A 21,463-nucleotide genomic window follows, 5' to 3' on the forward strand; every position below is an offset into this window, starting at 1 on the left:
TTTTTAAACATTATTTAATCGCACCTTTTGTCAATCCTTGTTGTAGTTGTTTTTGACCTAAAAATAACAATATCAATGTTGGAAGAATCACAATTGTAATGCCAGCCATAACACCTCCCCAATCATTTGCTACTTCTTGTGTTTGCAATTGTTTAATCCCAATTTGTACTGTCCGAGATGTTGCATCATTCGTTACGAGAAGTGGCCACAAATACATATTCCAAGTTGTTAAAAATCCGTACACCCCTAACGTAATAAAGCTCGTTTTACAATACGGAACTACTACTTTAAAAAGGAATCCAAAATGACTAACACCTTCAATTAATGACGCTTCTCGAAGTTCATGCGGAATTGTAAGGAAAAGTTGTCTTAATAAGAAAATTCCAAAAGCCATTGCAAAAAATGGTACTGTTAAACCCATCAAAGTATTTGTCCATCCAAATTGCTGAACCAATAAGAAATTTGGAATCATCGTTGCTTCCCATGGAATAAGCATCGTTGAAATAAATAAGAAAAAGATTGCATTTCTTCCTTTAAATCGTAAAAACACAAACGCATATGCTGCTAAACTAGATACAATAAGTTGCCCAATCATAACAGTTGTTGAAACGATAAAACTATTTCTCAAATATAAAAGCAGTGGTACTTTATCAAAAATATGAACAAAATTATTAAAAGTGAAATTCTTTGGAAAAAGATGACGCATTTGGATATCATCAGGTGTCATAAATCCGATTGAAACTGCATATAACACCGGAAAGAATACAAGTATTGCACTAAGCAAAAGTAATATGTATAACAATACTTTCCGTCCCCATGTATAACTCATTGGTAATGCACCTTTCTTTCCGCAAGTTTAAACTGAAGTATTGTTGCAATAAAAATAAAAATAAACAACACGATAGCTTGAGCACTTGCTGTACCAAACTGGTAATTCACAAATGCTTCTTTATAAATTGAATAAACAATTAAATTCGTTGCATTGTTTGGACCACCCTTTGTTAAAATATCGATTTGTCCAAAGCTTTGAACTGCATTAATAAGCGTAACAATTGCTATAAAGAATAAAGTTGGTGATAACATAGGCAATGTCACTTTACGAAGTTTATAAAAATAAGATGCACCGTCAATTGATGCACTTTCATAAAGTGTCGTATCAATATTTTGCAAGCCTCCTAAAATTACTAAAAATGAAAAGCCAATATTCATCCAAATCGTTGGAATAGATACTGAGATTAATGCCCATTTTTGACTTGTTAACCATTCAATTGTAGGTAGATGAAGAGTGCCTAGTATATTATTAAATACGCCAACACTTGGATGAAATAAGAATAACCAAATCACCGCACTCGCAGCCACGGAAATTCCCATTGTGGAAGAAAAAAGCACACGAAAAACCCCAATTCCTCGTAACTTTTCATTCGCTAGCACTGCTAGAAATAAAGAAATACATATGCTAGCAGGAACAGTATATAAAGTAAATAAACACGTCGATTTTATACTTTGATAAAAAGAAGGATCTGTTAATAAATATTGATAGTTTTCTAGACCTACAAAGACACTTGCTTCACCTTGGGCGTTCGTTAAGTGAAAGCTATAAAATAGTGTTTTAATCAACGGGTAAAACAAAAATACCGAAAATAGAATAAGTGATGGAGCCAAAAATAGAAAAGCTATACGTAAATCTGATGTTCGGTTCCATGCATTCCGTTTTCTTACACTTTGCTGCTTTGTTAAAGGCTTCGTCGCATCGATCATGTTATGGCCACCCCTTGCTCACTATGTGACAATACTGATTCTAATGTAGATTGTTCAAAGAAGTGCAGCTTATCTACTTGAAACTGTACATGGACAATTTCATCTCGTTTACACTTCAATTGTCCAGTCACCTTAGCACTCCACATGTGATTGTCTACTAGAAAGTTAACAATTGATTCGTTTCCTAATACTTCAACAGATTGTACAATAACAGGCTGCCCCTGCTCGCCAATACGAATATATTCTGGCCTTATACCGATACGTACATCTGTATGCTGTAATTGACTAACTAACGAATCTGTAAGCGGAATACGTAAAGATCCTACACGCGCAGTATTTTGCACCGTATCAATTTGACAATTCGCAACATTCATAGACGGAGAACCAATAAAAGTAGCAACAAACTCATTTTCTGGCTTGTTATATATATCAAGCGGTGTCCCTACTTGTTGGATTTCGCCCTTATTTAATACCATCATACGATCTCCCATTGTCATCGCTTCAATTTGATCATGTGTTACATAAATCATTGTAATGCCAAGACGCTGTTGAATATCTCGAATTTCCATGCGCATTTGTGCCCTCAGTTTTGCGTCAAGGTTAGATAACGGTTCATCCATAAGACAGATCGGTGCTTGACTGACAATTGCCCGTGCAAGTGCTACACGCTGACGCTGTCCTCCTGATAATTCTCTCGGCTTCGCCTTTAAATATGAAGTTAAGCCAACTAGTTCAACAGCTTCAATTAAACGTTTTCTCTGTTCCGTTTTCTCTATTTTTCGCACCTTTAAACCAAATAAAATATTTTCTTTTACCGTAAGATGCGGATATAAAGCATAGTTTTGAAACACCATTGATAAGTGACGATCTTTCGGCTGCAAGTCATTTGAAACAACTTCATCGATTAAAAGATGGCCTGATGAAATATTCTCTAACCCAGCAATCATTCGAAGTAATGTACTCTTCCCACATCCTGAAGGCCCCACTAAAACAAAAAACTCTCCTTTTTGAATCTGAACAGAAACATCTTGTACTGCTTTTTGATTTGAGTTTTCATATGTTTTACATACGTTTCGCAAAGTGATCATGTTATAATCCTCTCTTATTTCCAAATATGAAAGAATGAAAAATTAGTCTATTTTTACAAAAACAAATAACACCTACTTGCATATATAGACCGTCATTCACACACAATACATAGACAACTTTTATGATCTCTTATTGATTGTGAATGGCACTATTCTATGCAAGCAGGTGTTCGTAAATTATCTCTATCCATACATTCTCACAAATATTATTTTTTGGTCGCAGTTTGTTTCTTTTTGATATTTTTACTATAACCTTTAATTATTAAGGGATTTTTAACCATGTGTGAAATTAAAGTAAATATTTTACTATTCAAGATCAATCTGTAATTACTGAAATTTCCTCTTCACAAAAAAAGCTTTTGAAAAAGAAATTCCGCGAACGAAAATTCTTCTCCAAAAGCAAAATGGGTATACTACAACAACAATAAGGGCAGGGCGCTTATGTTCATTCTTTCCCCTATGCCACACCAATACTTGTTAAATGTTTAAAAGGAATTGAATTTAAATAAACAAGTTTACGTTTCCTTCAGACGCATCCGCTAAATACGCTGCAACTCCTGCAAATTCGACATTTCCCATAATTTCTTCTTCTTTTAGTCCTAATAAGTCCACTGTCATTTGGCACGCGACAAGTTTCACTCCTTGTTCTTTCGCCAGATCAATTAAATCTGGCAATGGCATTGCGTTATGTTTTTTCATGACATGCTTAATCATTTTCGGTCCTATGCCTGCAAAATTCATTTTCGATAATCCCATCTTATCTGCACCGCGCGGCATCATCTTTCCAAACATTTTCTCTAAGAAATTTTTCTTTGCTTTTATCGGCTCATCTTTACGAAGCGCATTCAATCCCCAAAATGTATGAAAAATCGTTACTTCTTGATCATACGCTGCTGCACCATTTGCGATAATATATGCCGCCATCGCTTTATCATAATCCCCGCTAAACAACACAATTGTTGTTTTTTTCTGTTGCTCCATATTGATTCCTCCCGTCACTACATATACCCGTATAGGTAATTTAAAAGCCCGTACAAAGTCCTTTCGCAAATGAAAGGACTTTGTATCTTTTGTTCATCTATTTAACAGTTATTCTGTTTTCCCTTCCCAAGCTAACATACCGCCGTTCATATTGATCACTTGGAAACCATAGCTTTCTAAAAATTGAGCTGCTCGCGAGCTTCTTCCGCCAGAAAGACATACAATTACGTATTCTTTCTGTTTATCTAACTCATGCATACGAAATTCTAATAAGCCAAGCGGGATATGAAGTGCTTCTGGAATTTTCCCTTCCGCAACTTCTTCTATCTCACGTACGTCAATAATGTTTACCACTTCATGATTCATTAATTTATGTTCTAATTCTTTCGCAGTCATTTCTTTCATTTTCCTACATCCTCCTTAACGCCAAGCGCTCATACCGCCTGAAACATTTATGATTTGTTTAAATCCCATTTTCTTTAAAATTTTTGCTGCTTGTTTACTTCTCATTCCACTCTGACAAATGACAATTGCTTCTTTATTTTTATCTAAGCTATTTGCTTGTTGTATGAGTTCATTTAATGGCATATTTCGAAAACCTGGAATATGATTGCCTCTAAATTCACCTCGTGTACGAACATCAATCAATTGCTTATTCTTTTTCTTCATTTCATCTTTTAGTTCTTTCCCACTTATATTTTTCACTCCCTTAACAGGTAACAAACGAGAAATAATAAACAAGGAAATCAATACAATCAAAACGCCGTTCAACACTACATTCATATTATCCCCTCCTTGTTCTTACCCTTTTTGAATCCAAAACTTCAAAACTCCATCTTCTTCAACATGTTGTAATACTTCATGTCCACCTTTTTGTGACCATGCTGGAATATCTTTAATCGCACCTTTCTCTGTTACATGCACTTCTAGCACTTCTCCAGTTTGCAAAGCATCCATCGCTTTTTTTATTCTTACAATTGGCATTGGACATGCTAATCCTTTTACATCTAATACTTGTTTGATATCCATTTTATATACCTCCAGTAGTATGTTTCATAATTTTATTCATGTATTAATAGTATTTTCTCTATACATATACCTGTATAGGTATAATAAGATCGTTTTTAAAATCTGCCAAAAAAATTGACAGATTATCTGCTTTTAACTAGTAATTGTACAGCCTCTTTAATAACATCTTCATTAGATGTATCGCCTTTTTCAAATTGCTCGCGAAGGCATTTTTCTAAATTTGTTCCGACAATTAATCCAATCGTACGATCCATTGCGGAGCGTGATGCCGTCAATTGTGTAATGACTTCTTTACAATCTTTTCCCTCTTCCATCATGCGAAGGACACCGCGAATTTGTCCTTCAATTCGCTTCAAACGATTTTTCATATCTTGACCGTATTCCAATGGAGCACCTCCATACTTTCACTTGTTCTCTGTTAAAGATTATACCCTATTAGGTATGTTGTAAACACTTTTTTAGAATAAAGTCCTGTCAAAATTGACAGGACTTTATTCCTATTCATGCGCAACGCGGTTTGGTAGAGCTGTCCCATACAGCTTAAAACCACCATCAACATTCTTTACTTCATACCCATGTTCCATTAAAATACGTGCCGCTACATACCCTCTCATGCCGAGTTGACACGTAATATAAATTTCTTGATCTGTTGGAATCTCGTGTAATCGATCACGCAATTCATCTAATGGAATATTTACAGATCCTTTGATAATTCCTTGTTTTAATTCATGCGGTTCTCGGACATCAATTAAATACCCGCCTTTTTCAACGATATGATCAATTTCATGCCATTGCACGATATCAACAAGTCCTTCAATAATATTGCTTGCTGCATACCCCACCATGTTTACAGGATCTTTAGCAGAAGAATACGGCGGAGCGTATGACAATTCTAAATCAGGTAAATCCATCACCTTCAAATTTCCTTTCATTGCAGTTGCAATGACATCGATTCGTTTGTCTACACCAACCTGACCTACGGCTTGCGCTCCGTAAATTTCTCCTGTTTCTTTATTAAAGATGAGCTTTAATAAAACCGGATACGCGTTCGGATAATACCCCGCATGAGAGTTTGCTTGTACGTGAACTACCTCATAGGGCAAATCTAAACGTTGTAATACTTTTTCATTCACCCCTGTCGAAGCGACTGTTAACTCAAACACTTTTGCAATGGATGTACCCATCGTTCCTTTATATATAGAATCTGCATGGCCATGAATAATATCCGCTAATAGACGACCTTGACGATTTGCCGGCGATGCAAGTGGAATCATTGTTTCTGTTTCCGTAACAAAATCTTTTACTTCAATCGCATCTCCAATCGCATAGATAGATGGATCAGAAGTTTGCAGCGTTTCATTTACTTTAATCGTATTTCGAACTCCTAGTTCCAATCCTGCCTCTTTTGCCAAGCTGCTTTCAGGTTGTACACCGATAGAAAGAATGATCATATCTGTATGAATTTTTGTACCGCTTTTCAGACGAATAACCGTTCCTTCTTCTTCAAAAGCTTCTACCCCATCTTCTAAAATGAGCTGAACGCCATGTTTTGTCATATGCTCATGTACATATGCAGCCATTTCATAATCAATCGGCGGCATGACTTGATTGTTCATTTCCACAAGTGTTACATCAAGGCCTCTTTCTCTCAAGTTCTCAGCCATTTCAACACCGATAAAGCCTCCGCCAATTACAGTCGCATGGTGCGGTTTATTTTCATCAATATATCCTTTTATACGATCTGTATCCGGTACATTTCGTAATGTAAATAACGCTTTCGCTGCTTCAATTCCTGGAATTGGTGGAACCATCGGCTTAGAACCTGGTGAAAGAATTAAAACATCATAAGATTCTTCGTAAGTTTCATTGGTAACTACATTTTTCACCACGATTGTTTTTTCTTCTTTATTAATTTTTATTACTTCACTTAAAATGCGAATATCTAAGTTAAAGCGCTTGGACATTTTCTCTACTGTTTGCACTAACAACTTTTGTCTTTCTTGAATAACTCCGCCAATATAATATGGCAGTCCGCAGTTCGCAAACGAAATATACTCTCCGCGCTCAAACATAATAATCTCATCCTCTTCACTTAAACGACGCAGACGTGCTGCAACTGATGCTCCGCCAGCAACTCCGCCAACTACAACAATTTTTCTACTCATTCTTTTTCTCCTCCTTACTTATACCCCTATAGGTATATAATAAGCATAAAAAAACAATAACGCAACATTTTAAACTTAATCTCTCCATTTGTTCACAAAATCGAAACAACTGAATAATCTTAATTTTCGTAACATTCCGTTCATATTCCGTTCATATTCCGTTCATATTCTTATTTTAAAATCTTCTTGAAGATAATAAGAGGAGGTTATATATGTGATCCATAAACTTGCTCGCTTTATAAGTAGTCCGAAGGGTGCCAAAATCGTGTTAATCGCTTGGATTCTTGCTATTGGCGTTTTAAGTTTCATCGCACCATCAGCCAAAAAGTACGCAACAAGCAGCGGTGAAGGAAGCATCCATGAAGATACGCCGTCTGCTGTAGCCCAAAAGATAGTAGACGAACAATTTCCATCCAAAGATGGCGCAGTCGCCTTACTTGTTTTTCATGGAAAAGATGCAATCACTGAGGACGAACGCGCAAAAATCTCAGAAATTAGCAAATGGCTTTCCTCAGATGATAAACCGAAACATGTAGCAAGTGCCCTACCATTTCACCAACTTCCAAAAGCCACACAAGATAAAATGTTCTCCAAAGATAACACAACCATTCTTTTAAATGTTGCTCTGACAAAAGGCTTAGAATCAGATCAAATTTATGAGACATTACAGCAAATTCGAAACCATATAAAACAAATGGATATCGGTGACTTAAAGCTTGAGATTACAGGTCCAGCTGGAATTGCAGCGGATACGATTACGCTTTTCAAAAATGCTGACTTCGTATTAATGTTTGCAACAATCGGATTAATTCTCATTATATTAATCATCATTTATCGGTCCCCATTGCTCGCTGTCATTCCATTAATCATTGCTGGTATCGTATATGCAGTAGTCGATCGCATTTTAGGATTGGCAGGCCAAAACGGATGGTTCGTTGTTGAAAAACAAGCTCTTTCCATTATGATGATTTTACTCTTTGCTGTTTTAACGGATTATTGTTTATTCATCTTAGCTCGTTATAAAGAAGAGTTAAAAAAGACAAGTTCGAAGTACGATGCGATGCAAGTCGCATTAACGCAAGTCATGGAACCTATTCTCTTCAGCGGCGGAACAGTGCTGGTCGCGATGCTTACATTGTTCTTTGCTGTTTTTAATGCATATCATAACTTTGCCCCAGTATTTTCAGTTGCCATGGTGTTCATTCTTCTTGGAGGCATCACACTCATCCCAGCCCTCTTTGCACTCGTGGGCCGAAAAGCATTTTGGCCTTTCATTCCAAAAGTAGCCGAAAAAGAAGAAAAGCTGGGCGGCTTCTGGACAAATGTAGGCACTTTTGTAAAGAAAAAGCCTTCCATCACTGCAAGTATACTGTTACTTATGCTCATTCTTGCTTCGCTGAACGTTGGATCTATGAAATATTCATTTAATTTAATGAAGTCATTTCCGAATGACATTTCCTCGCGGCAAGGTTTTGAAACTTTAGAGGAAAACTTTCCACCGGGACAATTAGCACCTGTAACTGTCATTTTAAAATCAGACAAAGAAATTGTCTTAGACCAATCCTTTCTTGATAAATTAGCTTCATTATCAAACGCACTGAAGAAACTAGATGGGGTAAACACCGTCACACCGGAAATCACTTCCGCATTAGCGGCACCTAATACGAACTTGCCCAAAAATTTCTTATCGGAAGAAAAACATGCCATCAAACTGCAATTGACTTTACAAGACAATCCTTACGACCAAGCAGCTTTAAATACAATCAGTGCACTGCGAGAAAATAGCAACAGTTTGTTAGCAAAGAGCGGCTTTGATTCCAAGCAATATTCCTTGCATTATAGCGGGCAAACCCCGCAGCAATTAGATGTGCAATCGTTAAATGAAAAAGATACGATTGTAACGTTCACGCTCATTTCCCTTTTCATTCTCATTATGCTGACATATCAATCACGATCGCTCATTATCGCGTTCACAATGATAATAACCATGTTACTTTCGTATTCAGCGACGCTAGGACTAGGTTGGATGATCTTTCATTATATTTTAGGCTACGACTCAATTAGCTATCGTCTACCTGTCTACACCTTTGTGTTTCTCATTGCATTAGGGGTCGACTACAATATTATGCTCGTATCCCGAATCAAAGAAGAGGCGCAAAAATATGAATGGAAAGAAGCTGTGGCACGCGGAGTTGCGTTAACAGGGGGCGTCATTTCATCAGCTGGTATTATACTCGCAGCTACATTCGCTGTGCTCATTACTCAGCCCCTTCAAGAACTCTTTCTGTTCGGCTTGACAATGACAATGGGGATTTTAATTGATACGTTCCTTGTTCGTGGTATGCTACTCCCTTCGATTTTGATTTTTTTCAAATCGAGACGTTCCAAGCATGTTTCCTCCCTCAAGGCAGATATAAAATAGCCGTAAAAATGAAAAGTGTGCATTCCAGCACACTTTTCGTTTTCTTTGCAATTGTAATTAGGTAATAAGGGGAGTATTTTTGCTGGAATCATACTCCTTACCAAACTTCTAAATGAAATGTATGACTGATTAGTCGAGGTAATTTTCTGTATATTCACAAAAACCATTTACAAATATACAGAAAATTTGGTACTTTTTAAAAAAGGATGTTAAAATACATCTCTTTGTTTTTATTTTTATCTACTAAGATTACCAATTTGGTGAAAATAGAAAGGAGATTGTATGGACAAGTGGATAGTTGCCAGATTTCGCTTAGTTTTAATCTGTAGTACGATAATTGTTGCCTTTTTTTTAGCCCAAGGAGCCATATATTCACGCGAAATATTTCAGGAATGGATGATTAGTAACACAAAATATTATCTTATAGATGGTTTTGCAGAAACGCTGAGCGGTGGAAAGAGTAAGGATAAAGCCTACTTATCTGGTGGTGATCCGATAGATGAGTCAGGTCACAGACCAGGTGGTAAATCGTGGATTATGGAATCTAGAGAAAAAGTGGATGACGGTTCAAACACCCCCCTCTTAAAGAAAGGAATGACATCTAAGAATAAGAATAATATAATAAGTTACTCTTGTATTATCATTATAATATTACTTATTGTTTGGCGTATTTATAAGTCCAGAAGAAATAAACAACAATTACTACAAGATACGATAGCTGAAAAAAAACTTCCTTCCCAAATCGATCAATCTCCCATTGAACAGAAAAAAATAAATGCATTGCCTCATAATCCTATACGTGCTGAACTAGTGAAGTGGGAACAGAAATTACCACTATCTAAACAAAGACGCCCCTATGAAACAATCCAACAATGGTTAACACGTATCGGTTGTTCACATGAAATAGTAGGAGTGTACGAGAAAATCCGCTATGGAGAGCTAGCCTTTACTCCAGATGAAGAACACTTTACACATGAATGGGTAAAAAGACATATATAAAACATAAAACCTCCTCTTTTAGGGGAGGACGAGAGCCTCTGGCCGCGCATTAGAGCGGTCTGGGCCTTTTCCTGCCACATGCCGAGTTTTAAACAAAAGGAGCAGGCCAGTAGCGGGCATGTTGTACTCTACATAGCAACAATCTATGTGTTAAAAAATCAAGTTGTATTTATATAAGCTGTGGATTGACACAGTTGCACCAACTTAAGTGACACAATGTTTGCCTTCTCTCCCTTTTAACTCACTAAGTCTATTTAAATGCTAAAAACCCCCTTTTTAGGGGGGGGACGAGAGCCTCTGGCCGCGCGTAGGAGCGGTCAGGGCCTTTTCCTGCCACATGCCAGGTTTGCAACAAATGGCATGTGGCACTTTGTTTGTTAAACAATCAAAGTGGATTCATATATCAATTGCTTTGTAGGTGTAGGTCATTCCAATCTTCTCTTAATAAGCCAAACATATATACGTCATGGAATTTGCCAAATCTAAAAATTTCATTGCGTAAAGTACCTTCTTTTACAAAGTGGCATTTTTCGTATGAACGAATCGCATTCGCATTGAAACTAAACACTTGCAGTTTAATTTTATTAATGTGAATGTAATTGAAAATAAACGATAGTAAAGTGTTCATAGCGTCTGTACCAAAGCCTTTATTTTGCCATTGTGTGCCGATAGAAATGCCGACAAAACAAGTACTATTTTTCCAATTGATGGAAAAGACACCACATGATCCTATTAGTTCATTCGATTCCTTATCAAAAATACCAAAAATAAATTCTTCTTTTTTACTGCTAATACCATTGAAAAACGTTTTGTTGTCTTCCAATGTCGTTGGAAACGGAATGTCATCATTTGCGAGTAACAGCGTACGTTTTTCATTTTCAAATTGAGCAAAGCGTTCAAGGTGATTTTGTTCCATTTGTTTTAATATAACCGTTTGACCTGTTAAAAAGTGATTCAAAAACTTTTCCATGTTATTCTCCCTTTATTAAGGGGCGCAGCCTGAGGTACAACCCCTTAGATTTTTTGTTGGTAAAACAAAACATCTACTGCCATTTTCGCAATCATATTCACAACTCCCTTTAGTTAATACTTCCATTATATCTTATAGATGTATATTTGAAAATTCTGTATTGTATATAAATTAAAATTGAAACAAAAAGAAGATACTGGTGCTGACTAGAAAAAAGATTAATGTCAGCTCTATTTTATGCACTCAGAATGTTGAACATTGTCGAAGCGCCGATATATCAGTGAACATATAAGAAGGAGTTGATTCAAAAGACATCTACATCTCTTTTGAGTCAGCTCCTATCTTCTTTTTCTCTTTATAATGGACACTTTTACCCACAAAACGTATGTCATTTATATATATCCAACTTAACTTTCCAACAGATAAATCATTGCTATGCAGAGTAAAAAGTGCTGTGCTACTCGTTCGCTCCCTTTGTTTTAACATCGCCCGTGGCCAAAAAAGGCCCTGACCGCTCCAAGCACGGCCAGACGCTCTTGTCCACCTAAAAACAAAAGGGTTTTTGTTTTTTTAAACTCGTCTTTTGTAACTTTCTGTTCATATTCCGTTCATATTTCTTCTTTATGATAAGAGCATAGAACGAAACAAGGAGGAACGAACCTTATGTTTTTAGCACTTAAAGAATTAAAACAATCGAAATTACGTTACGGATTAATCGGTACAATCATGATGTTATTATCATTTCTTGTACTTATCATATCAGGTCTAGCAAATGGTTTATCTCATGATAATGCCTCTTCTATTATCGAAATGAAAGCAAACAAATTTATATTATCAGATGATGCAGATGGTAAATTGTTACGCTCGCAAATTAAGAAAGAAGATGTCGATAAAGTATTGGCACAAGTTGATGCAAAAGATGCAGTTCCAATGCACATTAAAGTATCAACATTTGAAAAAGAAGGAACTTCAAATAAAGTTGATGTTGCTATTTTCTCAAGTAAACAAGATTCATTCATTGCTCCAAAAGTAATTGAAGGAAAAAATGGGACGTTAGCAGACAATGAAGTTGTCGCTGATGAATCAATTAAAGAAAAAGGAATCAAACTTGGAGATCAACTAGTAGATCCTATTTCTAAAAAAGCTTTCAAAGTTGTCGGATTTACACAAAATCAAATGTTTAGTCATTCACCTGTTGTTCACATGAATGAAAATGTATGGGACACTATTGCCCTGCCAAATCAAAAAGATTACAGTGTAATCGCTCTAAATACTGGTAAAAAAATTGATAACGCAAAAGTTGTTGATAAAAAAGAAGTACTACAAAGTATTCCAGGTTATAAAGAAGAACAAGGAACATTAACGATGATTATCACGTTCTTACTTGTTATTTCAGCATTGTTAATTGGCGTATTCTTCTATGTCATTACATTACAAAAAACACATCAATTAGGTGTATTAAAAGCAATCGGAACAAAAAACTCATATTTAGCAAATACGTTAGTTGTACAATCTATCGTCTTAACTGGCGTTGCTCTTATTATCGGCATTGGCTTAATCTTTGCTGTAGAAGCTGTTCTACCAGCTAGTATGCCGTTCTTATTAACAGCAACAACAATCTTGCAATATACAGGTGCCTTTATCGTAATTAGTATACTGGGTACATTAATTTCTCTATATCAAGTATTAAAAGTAGATGCATTAGAAGCAATCGGAGGTGGCATGTAATGGTAACGGAAGTAAAATGGGATAACCCCGCGTCATTATTAAAGCTTGATCAAGTAAGCAAAACATACGGCCAAGGTGAAACAGAAGTAACTGCCCTGCACCCCATTACATTAGATGTAAAAGAGGGCGAATTTATCGGTATTGTCGGCCCATCTGGTTCAGGAAAAAGTACATTGCTTTCCATTGCAGGTGCACTTCTCTCTCCGTCAAAAGGAAACATTTATATTTCTAATCAAAACGTAACAAGTTTATCAGAAAAAGAAATGACAGATATTCGCTTAAAAAAAATCGGATTTATATTCCAGTTCGCAAATCTTGTACCTTTCTTAACGGTGAAAGAACAACTTCTGTATATCGCTAAGTTAAAGGGAGAAGATAAAAAAGAAGCTAGTAAGTTTGCGGAACAATTACTGAAAACATTTGGATTAGGACATCGAATGAATCATTATCCAAATCAACTTTCAGGCGGTGAAAAACAACGTGTAGCGATCGCTCGTGCGTTTATGAATGATCCAGACTTAATTTTAGCGGACGAACCGACTGCTAGCCTTGATTCAAAACGTGCAAGAGAAGTCGTTGAGTTAATGAAACAAGAAGTAAAGAAAAATAAAAAAGCAGCAATTATGATTACACACGATGAAAAAATGCTTGATGTATGCGATCGAATTTTAACACTTCGCGACGGAAAATTATTACGAGAAAACGAGGTGTAAACAACAGTAGTCTAAAAAAACTTTCTTATCCCTATTTACATAGGGAATAAGAAAGTTTTTTCTTTATTCACAAGTACCTCTTCATTTTTTGTTTACAACATAATACAATTTAAATATAATAATTACGCCAATTTCATATGTAATATTGCGTTCATATTCTATTCATAATTCTCATGTAACATTCTTTATATAAGGAACATGACTGTTAGAAAGGAATGATGAACGTGTTGGCATCTGCTATTGCATGCATTACAGCTGCACTCATTTTTTATACAATTGGCGTATGGAGTGAAAAATTCCAAAAGACATTAAAACCTTGGCATGTCGTCATTTTTTGGCTCGGCCTCGTATGTGATACGCTCGGAACGACATTAATGGAGAAAATGGCAGAAGCAGGATCCCTATTCAGTTTCCACGGAATCACAGGCTTAGCAGCCATTTTACTAATGTTATTCCATGCTGTTTGGGCAACAATTGTATTAATCAAAAAAGATACAAAAATGATGACAACATTCCACAAGCTAAGTATTATCGTCTGGTTCATTTGGCTGATCCCATATATTTCTGGCCTTATATACGGAATGACAAACCACTAATAATCGCAGTCTACTATCCAAAAATAAACATTGCTAATGCTATCTAGGAGGTATATGATGAAAAAGTTATATAATGCAGCATTCACTTATTTAATTATCGGTCTATTATCAGGTGTATTCGCGAGAGAATATTCAAAAGCGCAAGGAATTCAAGGTACTACATCGCTATACAAGTTGCACACACATGTGCTAGTTCTTGGATTTATATTCTTCTTAGTTGCCTTTGCTCTATCAAAATCATTTGCATTCCATGAGGCAAAAAGTTTTAACATGTGGTTCATCGTCTATAATGTAGGATTAGTTTTAACAATTGGTTCAATGGCAACCCGCGGACTTCTTCAACTCAATGGGGCTGATTTTAAAGGATTAAGTCACATTGCCGGAATGTCTCATACGATTATGGGTGCCGCTCTCGTTTGGTTTATGATTCTATTAAAAAAATCGTTCAAAGGATAAAAGGAGGTCAAACATGAGCTTAGCTGTTTTTTCAAGTATTATTGCTCTTTGTATGGCTGTTGGAATGATGTTTCTTCGCTTAAAATCAGCAAAGAAACCTGTAACACTTAAAAAAATTATACTCCCGCCATTTTTTATGAGTACGGGAGCATGCATGTACTTCTTACCAGAATTTCGCTTAACATCAACTGAAATTCTCGAAGCTGTTATCGTTGGTTTATTTTTCTCTATTTTTCTTATTAAAACATCAAAATTTGAAATACGTGGAAAAGACATCTATTTAATACCTTCTAAAGCATTTATCTTTATTTTAGTCGGTTTACTTGTTGTCCGACTCGGTATGAAAGAATATTTAAGTCAATCAATTGATTTAGGACAATTAAGCGGTATGTTCTTCTTACTTGCCTTTGCGATGATCGTCTCTTGGAGAATTGGCATGTACCGTTCGTTTATGAGGTTACAAAAAGAAATGAACTTTGCAACTAAGAGTGTTTAATCATATAGGAAACAACGAAAGCCCGACATTGTATCGGGCTTTTTATATAATTAAAAACCTTTCTTTTTTGGGTGAGCGAGAGCAACTGGCCGTGCCTAGAAGCGGTCAGGGCCTTTTTCTGCCACGTGCCAGATTTAAAACAAAGGAAGAGCAGCGACTTATATCAATCTCAAAAATTAGAAGTCTGTTTTTCTTCCACTAGATCATATGCTACTTTCTGCACTTTTGAAGCATTTGATTTTTCAAACGCATTTTGTAATCCGACTAACATCAAATTAGCAGCAACGACTGTTAAAGAGAAAAAGACAATTGGAACGAGAGCAATCCAAGGGTGAACAGAAAGCATATGAAACTTATCCCCAATTAACCCAGACCATTCAAATGATAACGTCCGCGGCGGTTCTTTTGCAGGACTGTGGTCAATAACTGTTCCGCCGAAGAACATCTTCAATACTCCTAAATGCGCCAAAACGAGAAGAACCTTATTGAATTGCTGCACTAATAAGATGACTAACGTAGAACGAAGCTGCGGGAATATATGTTTACGTAAAATGTGAAACTTTGATCCGCCTAATACAGAGGCAGCTTCCACAAATTCTGTTATGAATAGTTTTTTTACTTCGTTCGCTACATAAAAAGACGTTGTAGGAAGCGCAAGAATGGTAAGAATAAACATTTCAAAAAGAGCACGTTGATAAAACGGCTGCTGAAATCCATCTATCGGCATCGACATCACATTTACTAATAAGAAGTACGCAATGATTGTCAGCGGCATAATCGTAAAACTATCAAAAAACGATTCAAGCTTACTGCTCCAGCTTTTCAGAAACGTACCGATTCCGACGCCAAACACAATTGCAAATCCGACCTGCAGCATGGCAATACACGCCGATAAGCCAATGGTGAATTTTGCACCTTGTATAATGACATGAAGTAAATCATATCCATGCATATCAGTACCTAACAAAAAACGAGTAGATGGCGGGAATGGCGGCGCTCCCATCAGCGTTCCGTTCTCATAAAGGGCTGTCACTTGTCTAATTTGACCATCATTGAAAATCGTATTCGCAATACTAGCAAGTATCAGTATAACTAAAAACAAGAAGCTAAACAGAAAGTGCTTTTCCCGTACAAGATGTCTGATCATCTACACTCCCTCCCCTCTCATAACAGCAGGTACAAATAGATCGTACGCTTTGTAAATCATAAAAAATGGAATATAAAGCAATAAAAGCGTCACAACAAACACTTCTGGAAATGGATATTTCAAAACAAAATGCACAATACCAGGAATATTAAACAAATATTCAACCATCAACAGATTAGAAAACATAAACCATACAATCGTCTTAGAATAATGAAACATCGTAAACAACACATTGCGGAGCACATGATGACGAAATATGTGATAGAAATTCAAACCTTTTGCACGAGCATAAGCAATATAATCTTTTTGCAGCTCTGCTTCTACTTGCAGCAGGAAAATACGAGTTAACATAATCGTGGGGGGAATACTTAAACAAACAACAGGCATCAAAATGGACTTCTCCTGCCATGTATTGGCGATATTGAATACCATAATATTTGTTTTTTGAAATAACCAAAGCACAAAAATCTGAAAACACATAATGATGAACAAATCAGGTACTGATTCTAATATAACTAACACAAACTTCATTCTTTTCAATTTCTCATAGAAAAAGCGAATAATCAGATAGGTAAAGCAAAAAGCACATACAACCGAAATGAAAAGTGCCAGCATAAATAACCCCAAAGACTGCCAATAAAACTCAAAAATTTGCGGAAATATCGGCCGTAAACTTTTCCCATACGTCAAATGAGAAAAATCTAATAGCTTTTTACATAAGCCACCAAGAGCTTTAAGATAATTATTTATATCAATTTCCATTCCTTTAAACAAACTCGGTAGTGAACTTAAGCAAAGAATACCTGCTACAGCTAGAATGAGCTGCATAATCGCTGTGGTGATTTTTTGGATTGTGATTGTTTTCATACTCCCCCATCCTCCTATACATCTCTTAACTTTCCAAAAATTACTATATAAATTCTATCAATATTTAGCTGAATATTCAATCAATTTCAGGTGCACAGAATTAAATATACTATTGATTGGAATGACGTCATTTATTTTAAGTAAACTATAGAAAAAGAGCTTGGATTATTTCCGAGCTCTTTTTCTATAAAGCTATTGTACTTGATCATAAAAATTTTAACTATTATACAGTTCCATAACTTTTCCCACTACAAGCTCAGCAGTATTCTCTTCTGGAGGCATCCACAAATTTGTAACTGGTCCATACACCACAGGATTGAGTTCTACTTCATATCCTCCGTGTCTATATTCTTTCTTTGTAGGTAGATAACCAACATAACCGTTCGTATAGCCACCAAAAAAGCAAGTTCGTTATTCAGTTTCTCTTTAATCTCTAGAGCTGTTTCTGAAAATGGTTCCATTGGTATTCCAGAAAATGAACCTTCATTGATTTGAAATAACTGAATTTCTAAATCTATTGTTAACTGTCTTATATTTCGTTTGTACTTATCTAACATGATCGTAAGCCATTGGTCAGTATTTACGCCCCAATGTGTTTCAGCTAATCGTGCCATCCTCTTTATTCCTTCAGGTTCAGGAATATCCTTTAATTTCATTTGCAGTGTACTTGAAATAATTTTTAGCTTTAAAATTGAGTTGTAAGTAATTGTTGGCAACATCGTTAAGACATTTCCACTTACTACGTAAGCCATTTGTTTTAATGCTTCCATTGAACCACGATATTTTGCATTTACATTTCCCGCGGCCCCCTGAACAATTGTTACCGGACAGTTAAGTGTTCTTTCGAGAATTTCCCTTGTCAAACCTGGATAATCGGCTGATAATCTATCACTATCTGCCTTTAATACATTTGGATGAGCTGTACAAAACACAATGATTCCGGTTAAATCCTTTGTTTGGTCATTTCTAATTGCTAAAACGCCGATTCGTTTATCTACAACTCCATCTACATTTACACCCATTTTCGCTTTACCATCAGGTGTTTTTTCTCTTCGATTTATCCCTATCTCACCTGTTGTCACATTCCAACCAACTTCAGATGGTTGCATATTGTCATTTGCAATAACAGCAGCTTTTACTACATTATTGATTAGAACCGTTTTATAGGACTTTATTAATTTATCATCACCGACTGTTTCGGGACCAGAATGAGTATGAGTATACACAACCATTATGTTTTCTAATGGAACATTCAATTCAGTTGCAATTTGTTCCCGAATGATTACGGTATCTTCTATTAACATCCCTATGTTATCAATGCTTATAAATATGGTCTTTGTTTCATTACTTTCAAACACGTGTACTGTTGCATAAAGGTGTTCATCAATATTACGGACCCCTGTTTCTCTATGGTATCCGATAAATTCGATACCTAAAGGAGGGGTAATATCTATCTTACATATTCCTACTTTACTCATTTTAACCTCTCCAGTTATCTATGTTATTTGCTATTTCATTCGACTACACTGTGCTGTGATTATATAAGAAATCTCCTTATTTCCCAACATTCCGATTATTCTTCATACTTTTTGTCTAGCTCCATATTTTTATTCAGTAATACTTAACACATATACTCCAGAACTAGTTTATTGAATTATGATTTAGTTTCTGTTCGAATGAAACGCCCTACTAAAAATGCTGCTGTTAGATAAGCAATAGTCATAGTTATGAATGTATTACTTGCGCTATTATACCAGCCTCCTGATAAATGAATGATAACCCCCATAACTGCTACACCAACTAAAGCACCGATTTGTCGATTCGCATTCAATGTAGCTCCAGCCATATTTGCATGAGATGGTCCTGCTGCTTGCATGACCGTTGCAGTCATTGCTGGAACCGTTACCCCTACCCCTAAATTGATGATTGAAAAAATAATTGCTAATAACCAATATGGCATAGATGGAGAAATGAAGATTACCAATAACAATGAGCCAATTCCTGCTGTAAATAAAGCTACGAGCATAGGTAGTCTTGAGCCTAAACGGGTAGCTACTTTAGCAAATAAAAGGTTACCTACCACGAAAACCGCCATCATAGGTAATAACTGTAATCCTGCTATAAAAGGATTTGAACCACGAGCTTTTTGTAAAAATAGACTTAGCATAAAGATGCCACCAAAAAGAGAGAAGTTAAGCAAAAACCCTACCATATTTGCAGCAGAAAAACGAGGATTCTTAAATAATTGACTTGGAATCATTTGATTTTCTATCTTGCGTTCTCTTACAACAAAAAGAATTGCAGTCAAAATCGCTATAATGGTTGAACTAACGATTGGAAGAGAGAACCACCCCATTGAAGGACCTTCAATTAAAGTAAAACACAGAGCTGCTAATGTAATAATACCTAAAGCATGACTAATAAGATTTAATTCACTTTGTACGCGAGGTGACTGAGCAATAATTTGGTAAGTAAAAAATAGAGCGATAATACCAATTGGGAGATTAATAATAAAGATACTCTGCCATCCAGCCAAATTTACTAAAACCCCCCCAACAAAAGGACCTATACCTGCCGATGCAGAGACTATTGCTGCCCAAATACCAAACATTTTGGCTCTTTGTTTCTCATCTGTATAAGAAAGTGCAAGTAGACTAAGAGAACTTGGCATAAATAATGCTGCTCCAGCACCTTGAAGAAGGCGAGCTGCTATAAGAATATTTGCAGTCTGTGCTATAGCGCATAATAATGATGCAAATACAAAGAAACCTAAACCAAGTATGTAAATATTTTTTGCACCATAACGATTAGCTAGTGAACCTCCCGCAAGTAAAAAAGAAGCAAATGTCAAGATATAGCCATCTACAACCCACGTAATTCCAGTAAGGTTAATTTCAAGAGAGTTTTGAATATCTGAAATTGCGACATTTACTACCGTCGTATCTAGGGTTGCCATTACAAATCCCATTGCTAGGACAACAAGTTTCCAAATGCTAGCGGATGGTTGATCTTGAATTTTAGCTACTTCCATGTTTATATCGTCAGTACGTTGTAATTTCATTTCTAACCAAACCCTCCATTCTTTTGTTATAAAAATCTTTATTACACAAGGTCAATTAAAGTGCAAGAACAATAGAATGGATCATGTATATGCATAATCCATTCTAGGTATTTACACTATGAAGCAGTAATACATTTATAAATTTTTATTTGATACAACACTTCTAATGTTTATAACATAAATTTATTAGGAAAGAGATAATTCGGTGCTATGAAAACTTTAGTTCATCAAAGTCTTCTCACGTATCCACTCGTCTACTTTTTCTACATCATAAAACTCTTCGATCTGCTCCATTAATGTTGCTAATGTTTCCTCACTCATGGCTTGAGCCCACTTATCCTCTACTTTTTTCATAACCCTTGCTAAAACACAGTCTTCTTGATGATGAGTCTCTTTTGAATCAAAGACAGACAGAGCCATGCCTTTTCCCTGAAAAAAGGCGCCTCTTCCTTCGACTGCTTGGAAAATATCATACAAAGTAATCTCCTTTGGAGATCTTGCTAATGAAAATCCTCCTTTCGTTCCTGTTATTGATTCTACTAACCCGGCCTGTACCAGTAATCTCATTAATTTCTTCAAATAAGATGGGGATACATCTAAACGTTCACTGATTGCTTCTGAAGTTAGAGTGTTACGGTTAGGCACCCTTGTTAATAAAAGTAAAGTATAAACAGCTTGTTCCATTCCAGATTTTATGCGCATAAATTAACCATCCTTAAATTAGAATCATTTATGGATAACTGTTATCCATAAATGATTCTATCTCTAAAAAGATGTATAGTCAATTTATAAATGGAAATTTAAAGAATTTATTTCTAAAAAATTCAATTAAATAAAGGACAAAAAAGATACTAAATTTAGTGTTATAAATATTTTTAAAAGGCTACAGTTAAACAAACCTTTCAATTATGAAATTGATGTTTCTGTCCCTAATAAAGACATTACTAATCCGTCACCTTGTAACAACGAAAAAGCCACTACATACAT

General features: G+C 35.8%; 21 protein-coding genes and 1 pseudogene. 7 read left to right on the forward strand and 15 right to left on the reverse strand.

What is annotated here, in order from left to right:
* Window positions 1-10: 10 nt before the first annotated feature.
* The 9 genes from MR076_RS17615 to cdr form a co-directional block, all read right to left on the reverse strand.
* Window positions 11-829 (reverse strand): carbohydrate ABC transporter permease, encoded by an 819-nt coding sequence (locus MR076_RS17615; RefSeq protein ID WP_242222671.1) that lies wholly within the window; start codon window positions 827-829, stop codon window positions 11-13.
* On the reverse strand, window positions 826-1,758 hold the full coding sequence (locus MR076_RS17620; RefSeq protein WP_242222673.1) for a carbohydrate ABC transporter permease: 933 nt from the start codon (window positions 1,756-1,758) through the stop codon (window positions 826-828). The genes MR076_RS17615 and MR076_RS17620 overlap by 4 nt, the downstream gene beginning before the upstream one ends.
* Window positions 1,755-2,846 (reverse strand): ABC transporter ATP-binding protein, encoded by a 1,092-nt coding sequence (locus MR076_RS17625; RefSeq protein ID WP_242222674.1) that lies wholly within the window; start codon window positions 2,844-2,846, stop codon window positions 1,755-1,757. Before MR076_RS17625 ends, MR076_RS17620 begins: the two co-directional genes overlap by 4 nt.
* A gap of 501 nt (window positions 2,847-3,347) precedes the next feature.
* A complete protein-coding gene (locus MR076_RS17630) occupies window positions 3,348-3,827 on the reverse strand; it encodes a DsrE/DsrF/DrsH-like family protein (RefSeq protein ID WP_242222676.1) in 480 nt (159 codons plus the stop codon).
* A 108-nt stretch (window positions 3,828-3,935) separates the two neighbouring features.
* Window positions 3,936-4,232, reverse strand: coding sequence for a rhodanese-like domain-containing protein (locus MR076_RS17635; RefSeq protein ID WP_242222678.1), 297 nt, complete (start codon window positions 4,230-4,232; stop codon window positions 3,936-3,938).
* A 15-nt stretch (window positions 4,233-4,247) separates the two neighbouring features.
* Window positions 4,248-4,610, reverse strand: coding sequence for a rhodanese-like domain-containing protein (locus MR076_RS17640; protein WP_242222680.1), 363 nt, complete (start codon window positions 4,608-4,610; stop codon window positions 4,248-4,250).
* A gap of 18 nt (window positions 4,611-4,628) precedes the next feature.
* Window positions 4,629-4,856, reverse strand: a complete 228-nt coding sequence (locus MR076_RS17645; protein ID WP_242222682.1) for a sulfurtransferase TusA family protein — start codon at window positions 4,854-4,856, stop codon at window positions 4,629-4,631.
* 122 nt (window positions 4,857-4,978) lie between these two features.
* A complete protein-coding gene (locus MR076_RS17650) occupies window positions 4,979-5,242 on the reverse strand; it encodes a metal-sensitive transcriptional regulator (RefSeq protein ID WP_035432943.1) in 264 nt (87 codons plus the stop codon).
* A gap of 111 nt (window positions 5,243-5,353) precedes the next feature.
* Window positions 5,354-7,021 (reverse strand): CoA-disulfide reductase, encoded by a 1,668-nt coding sequence (gene cdr / locus MR076_RS17655; protein ID WP_242222683.1) that lies wholly within the window; start codon window positions 7,019-7,021, stop codon window positions 5,354-5,356.
* A 214-nt stretch (window positions 7,022-7,235) separates the two neighbouring features.
* Here cdr and MR076_RS17660 point away from each other — a divergent pair, with 214 nt between their 5' ends.
* Together MR076_RS17660 and MR076_RS17665 are read left to right on the forward strand one after the other, a co-directional pair.
* A complete protein-coding gene (locus MR076_RS17660; RefSeq protein WP_242222685.1) occupies window positions 7,236-9,443 on the forward strand; it encodes an MMPL family transporter in 2,208 nt (735 codons plus the stop codon).
* 282 nt (window positions 9,444-9,725) lie between these two features.
* A complete protein-coding gene (locus MR076_RS17665; protein ID WP_242222687.1) occupies window positions 9,726-10,442 on the forward strand; it encodes a hypothetical protein in 717 nt (238 codons plus the stop codon).
* 403 nt (window positions 10,443-10,845) lie between these two features.
* Here MR076_RS17665 and MR076_RS17670 read toward each other — a convergent pair whose 3' ends face one another.
* Window positions 10,846-11,412, reverse strand: a complete 567-nt coding sequence (locus tag MR076_RS17670; protein WP_242222690.1) for a GNAT family N-acetyltransferase — start codon at window positions 11,410-11,412, stop codon at window positions 10,846-10,848.
* Between the two features lie 663 nt (window positions 11,413-12,075).
* Here MR076_RS17670 and MR076_RS17675 point away from each other — a divergent pair.
* The 5 genes from MR076_RS17675 to MR076_RS17695 all read left to right on the forward strand — a co-directional run bounded on the left by MR076_RS17675 (window position 12,076) and on the right by MR076_RS17695 (window position 15,401).
* Window positions 12,076-13,140: an ABC transporter permease gene (locus MR076_RS17675; RefSeq protein ID WP_242222691.1), complete on the forward strand. Its 1,065-nt coding sequence runs from the start codon at window positions 12,076-12,078 to the stop codon at window positions 13,138-13,140.
* Window positions 13,140-13,853 carry an ABC transporter ATP-binding protein gene (locus MR076_RS17680; RefSeq protein ID WP_242222693.1) on the forward strand — a complete coding sequence of 238 codons (714 nt, stop codon included), beginning with the start codon at window positions 13,140-13,142 and terminating at the stop codon, window positions 13,851-13,853. The genes MR076_RS17675 and MR076_RS17680 overlap by 1 nt, the downstream gene beginning before the upstream one ends.
* A 224-nt stretch (window positions 13,854-14,077) precedes the next feature.
* Window positions 14,078-14,449 (forward strand): HsmA family protein, encoded by a 372-nt coding sequence (locus tag MR076_RS17685; protein ID WP_242222695.1) that lies wholly within the window; start codon window positions 14,078-14,080, stop codon window positions 14,447-14,449.
* A 57-nt stretch (window positions 14,450-14,506) separates the two neighbouring features.
* Window positions 14,507-14,905, forward strand: coding sequence for a DUF2871 domain-containing protein (locus tag MR076_RS17690; RefSeq protein WP_242222697.1), 399 nt, complete (start codon window positions 14,507-14,509; stop codon window positions 14,903-14,905).
* 13 nt (window positions 14,906-14,918) lie between these two features.
* Complete coding sequence (locus MR076_RS17695; protein WP_242222699.1) at window positions 14,919-15,401, forward strand: CcdC family protein; 483 nt, start codon at window positions 14,919-14,921, stop codon at window positions 15,399-15,401.
* 169 nt (window positions 15,402-15,570) lie between these two features.
* On the opposite strand, the gene MR076_RS17700 is transcribed toward MR076_RS17695, so the two are convergent.
* The 5 genes and pseudogenes from MR076_RS17700 to MR076_RS17720 all read right to left on the reverse strand — a co-directional run bounded on the left by MR076_RS17700 (window position 15,571) and on the right by MR076_RS17720 (window position 21,178).
* Complete coding sequence (locus tag MR076_RS17700) at window positions 15,571-16,548, reverse strand: ABC transporter permease (protein ID WP_242222701.1); 978 nt, start codon at window positions 16,546-16,548, stop codon at window positions 15,571-15,573.
* Window positions 16,549-17,415 (reverse strand): ABC transporter permease subunit, encoded by an 867-nt coding sequence (locus tag MR076_RS17705; protein ID WP_242222704.1) that lies wholly within the window; start codon window positions 17,413-17,415, stop codon window positions 16,549-16,551.
* Window positions 17,416-17,631: 216 nt separating this feature from the next.
* Window positions 17,632-18,893 (reverse strand): annotated as a pseudogene (locus MR076_RS17710) (neutral/alkaline non-lysosomal ceramidase N-terminal domain-containing protein).
* Window positions 18,894-19,069: 176 nt separating this feature from the next.
* Window positions 19,070-20,476, reverse strand: coding sequence for an MFS transporter (locus MR076_RS17715; protein WP_242222706.1), 1,407 nt, complete (start codon window positions 20,474-20,476; stop codon window positions 19,070-19,072).
* A gap of 219 nt (window positions 20,477-20,695) precedes the next feature.
* Entirely contained in the window at window positions 20,696-21,178 is a 483-nt protein-coding gene (locus MR076_RS17720) for an Rrf2 family transcriptional regulator (protein ID WP_242222708.1), read from the reverse strand.
* Window positions 21,179-21,463: the final 285 nt, after the last annotated feature.

Source organism: Bacillus cereus group sp. BfR-BA-01380 (assembly GCF_022663535.1).
GTDB classification, from domain to species: Bacteria; Bacillota; Bacilli; order Bacillales; family Bacillaceae_G; genus Bacillus_A; species Bacillus_A cereus_BB.

What these genes read in the sequence shown, in the direction of transcription:
- MR076_RS17615 (WP_242222671.1), bottom strand. Translation starts at nt 829, where the DNA reads ATGAGTTATACATGGGGACGGAAAGTATTGTTATACATATTACTTTTG.
- MR076_RS17620 (WP_242222673.1), bottom strand. Translation starts at nt 1,758, where the DNA reads ATGATCGATGCGACGAAGCCTTTAACAAAGCAGCAAAGTGTAAGAAAA.
- MR076_RS17625 (WP_242222674.1), bottom strand. Translation starts at nt 2,846, where the DNA reads ATGATCACTTTGCGAAACGTATGTAAAACATATGAAAACTCAAATCAA.
- MR076_RS17630 (WP_242222676.1), bottom strand. Translation starts at nt 3,827, where the DNA reads ATGGAGCAACAGAAAAAAACAACAATTGTGTTGTTTAGCGGGGATTAT.
- MR076_RS17635 (WP_242222678.1), bottom strand. Translation starts at nt 4,232, where the DNA reads ATGAAAGAAATGACTGCGAAAGAATTAGAACATAAATTAATGAATCAT.
- MR076_RS17640 (WP_242222680.1), bottom strand. Translation starts at nt 4,610, where the DNA reads ATGAATGTAGTGTTGAACGGCGTTTTGATTGTATTGATTTCCTTGTTT.
- MR076_RS17645 (WP_242222682.1), bottom strand. Translation starts at nt 4,856, where the DNA reads ATGGATATCAAACAAGTATTAGATGTAAAAGGATTAGCATGTCCAATG.
- cdr (WP_242222683.1), bottom strand. Translation starts at nt 7,021, where the DNA reads ATGAGTAGAAAAATTGTTGTAGTTGGCGGAGTTGCTGGCGGAGCATCA.
- MR076_RS17665 (WP_242222687.1), top strand. Translation starts at nt 9,726, where the DNA reads ATGGACAAGTGGATAGTTGCCAGATTTCGCTTAGTTTTAATCTGTAGT.
- MR076_RS17670 (WP_242222690.1), bottom strand. Translation starts at nt 11,412, where the DNA reads ATGGAAAAGTTTTTGAATCACTTTTTAACAGGTCAAACGGTTATATTA.
- MR076_RS17675 (WP_242222691.1), top strand. Translation starts at nt 12,076, where the DNA reads ATGTTTTTAGCACTTAAAGAATTAAAACAATCGAAATTACGTTACGGA.
- MR076_RS17680 (WP_242222693.1), top strand. Translation starts at nt 13,140, where the DNA reads ATGGTAACGGAAGTAAAATGGGATAACCCCGCGTCATTATTAAAGCTT.
- MR076_RS17690 (WP_242222697.1), top strand. Translation starts at nt 14,507, where the DNA reads ATGAAAAAGTTATATAATGCAGCATTCACTTATTTAATTATCGGTCTA.
- MR076_RS17695 (WP_242222699.1), top strand. Translation starts at nt 14,919, where the DNA reads ATGAGCTTAGCTGTTTTTTCAAGTATTATTGCTCTTTGTATGGCTGTT.
- MR076_RS17700 (WP_242222701.1), bottom strand. Translation starts at nt 16,548, where the DNA reads ATGATCAGACATCTTGTACGGGAAAAGCACTTTCTGTTTAGCTTCTTG.
- MR076_RS17705 (WP_242222704.1), bottom strand. Translation starts at nt 17,415, where the DNA reads ATGAAAACAATCACAATCCAAAAAATCACCACAGCGATTATGCAGCTC.
- MR076_RS17715 (WP_242222706.1), bottom strand. Translation starts at nt 20,476, where the DNA reads ATGAAATTACAACGTACTGACGATATAAACATGGAAGTAGCTAAAATT.
- MR076_RS17720 (WP_242222708.1), bottom strand. Translation starts at nt 21,178, where the DNA reads ATGCGCATAAAATCTGGAATGGAACAAGCTGTTTATACTTTACTTTTA.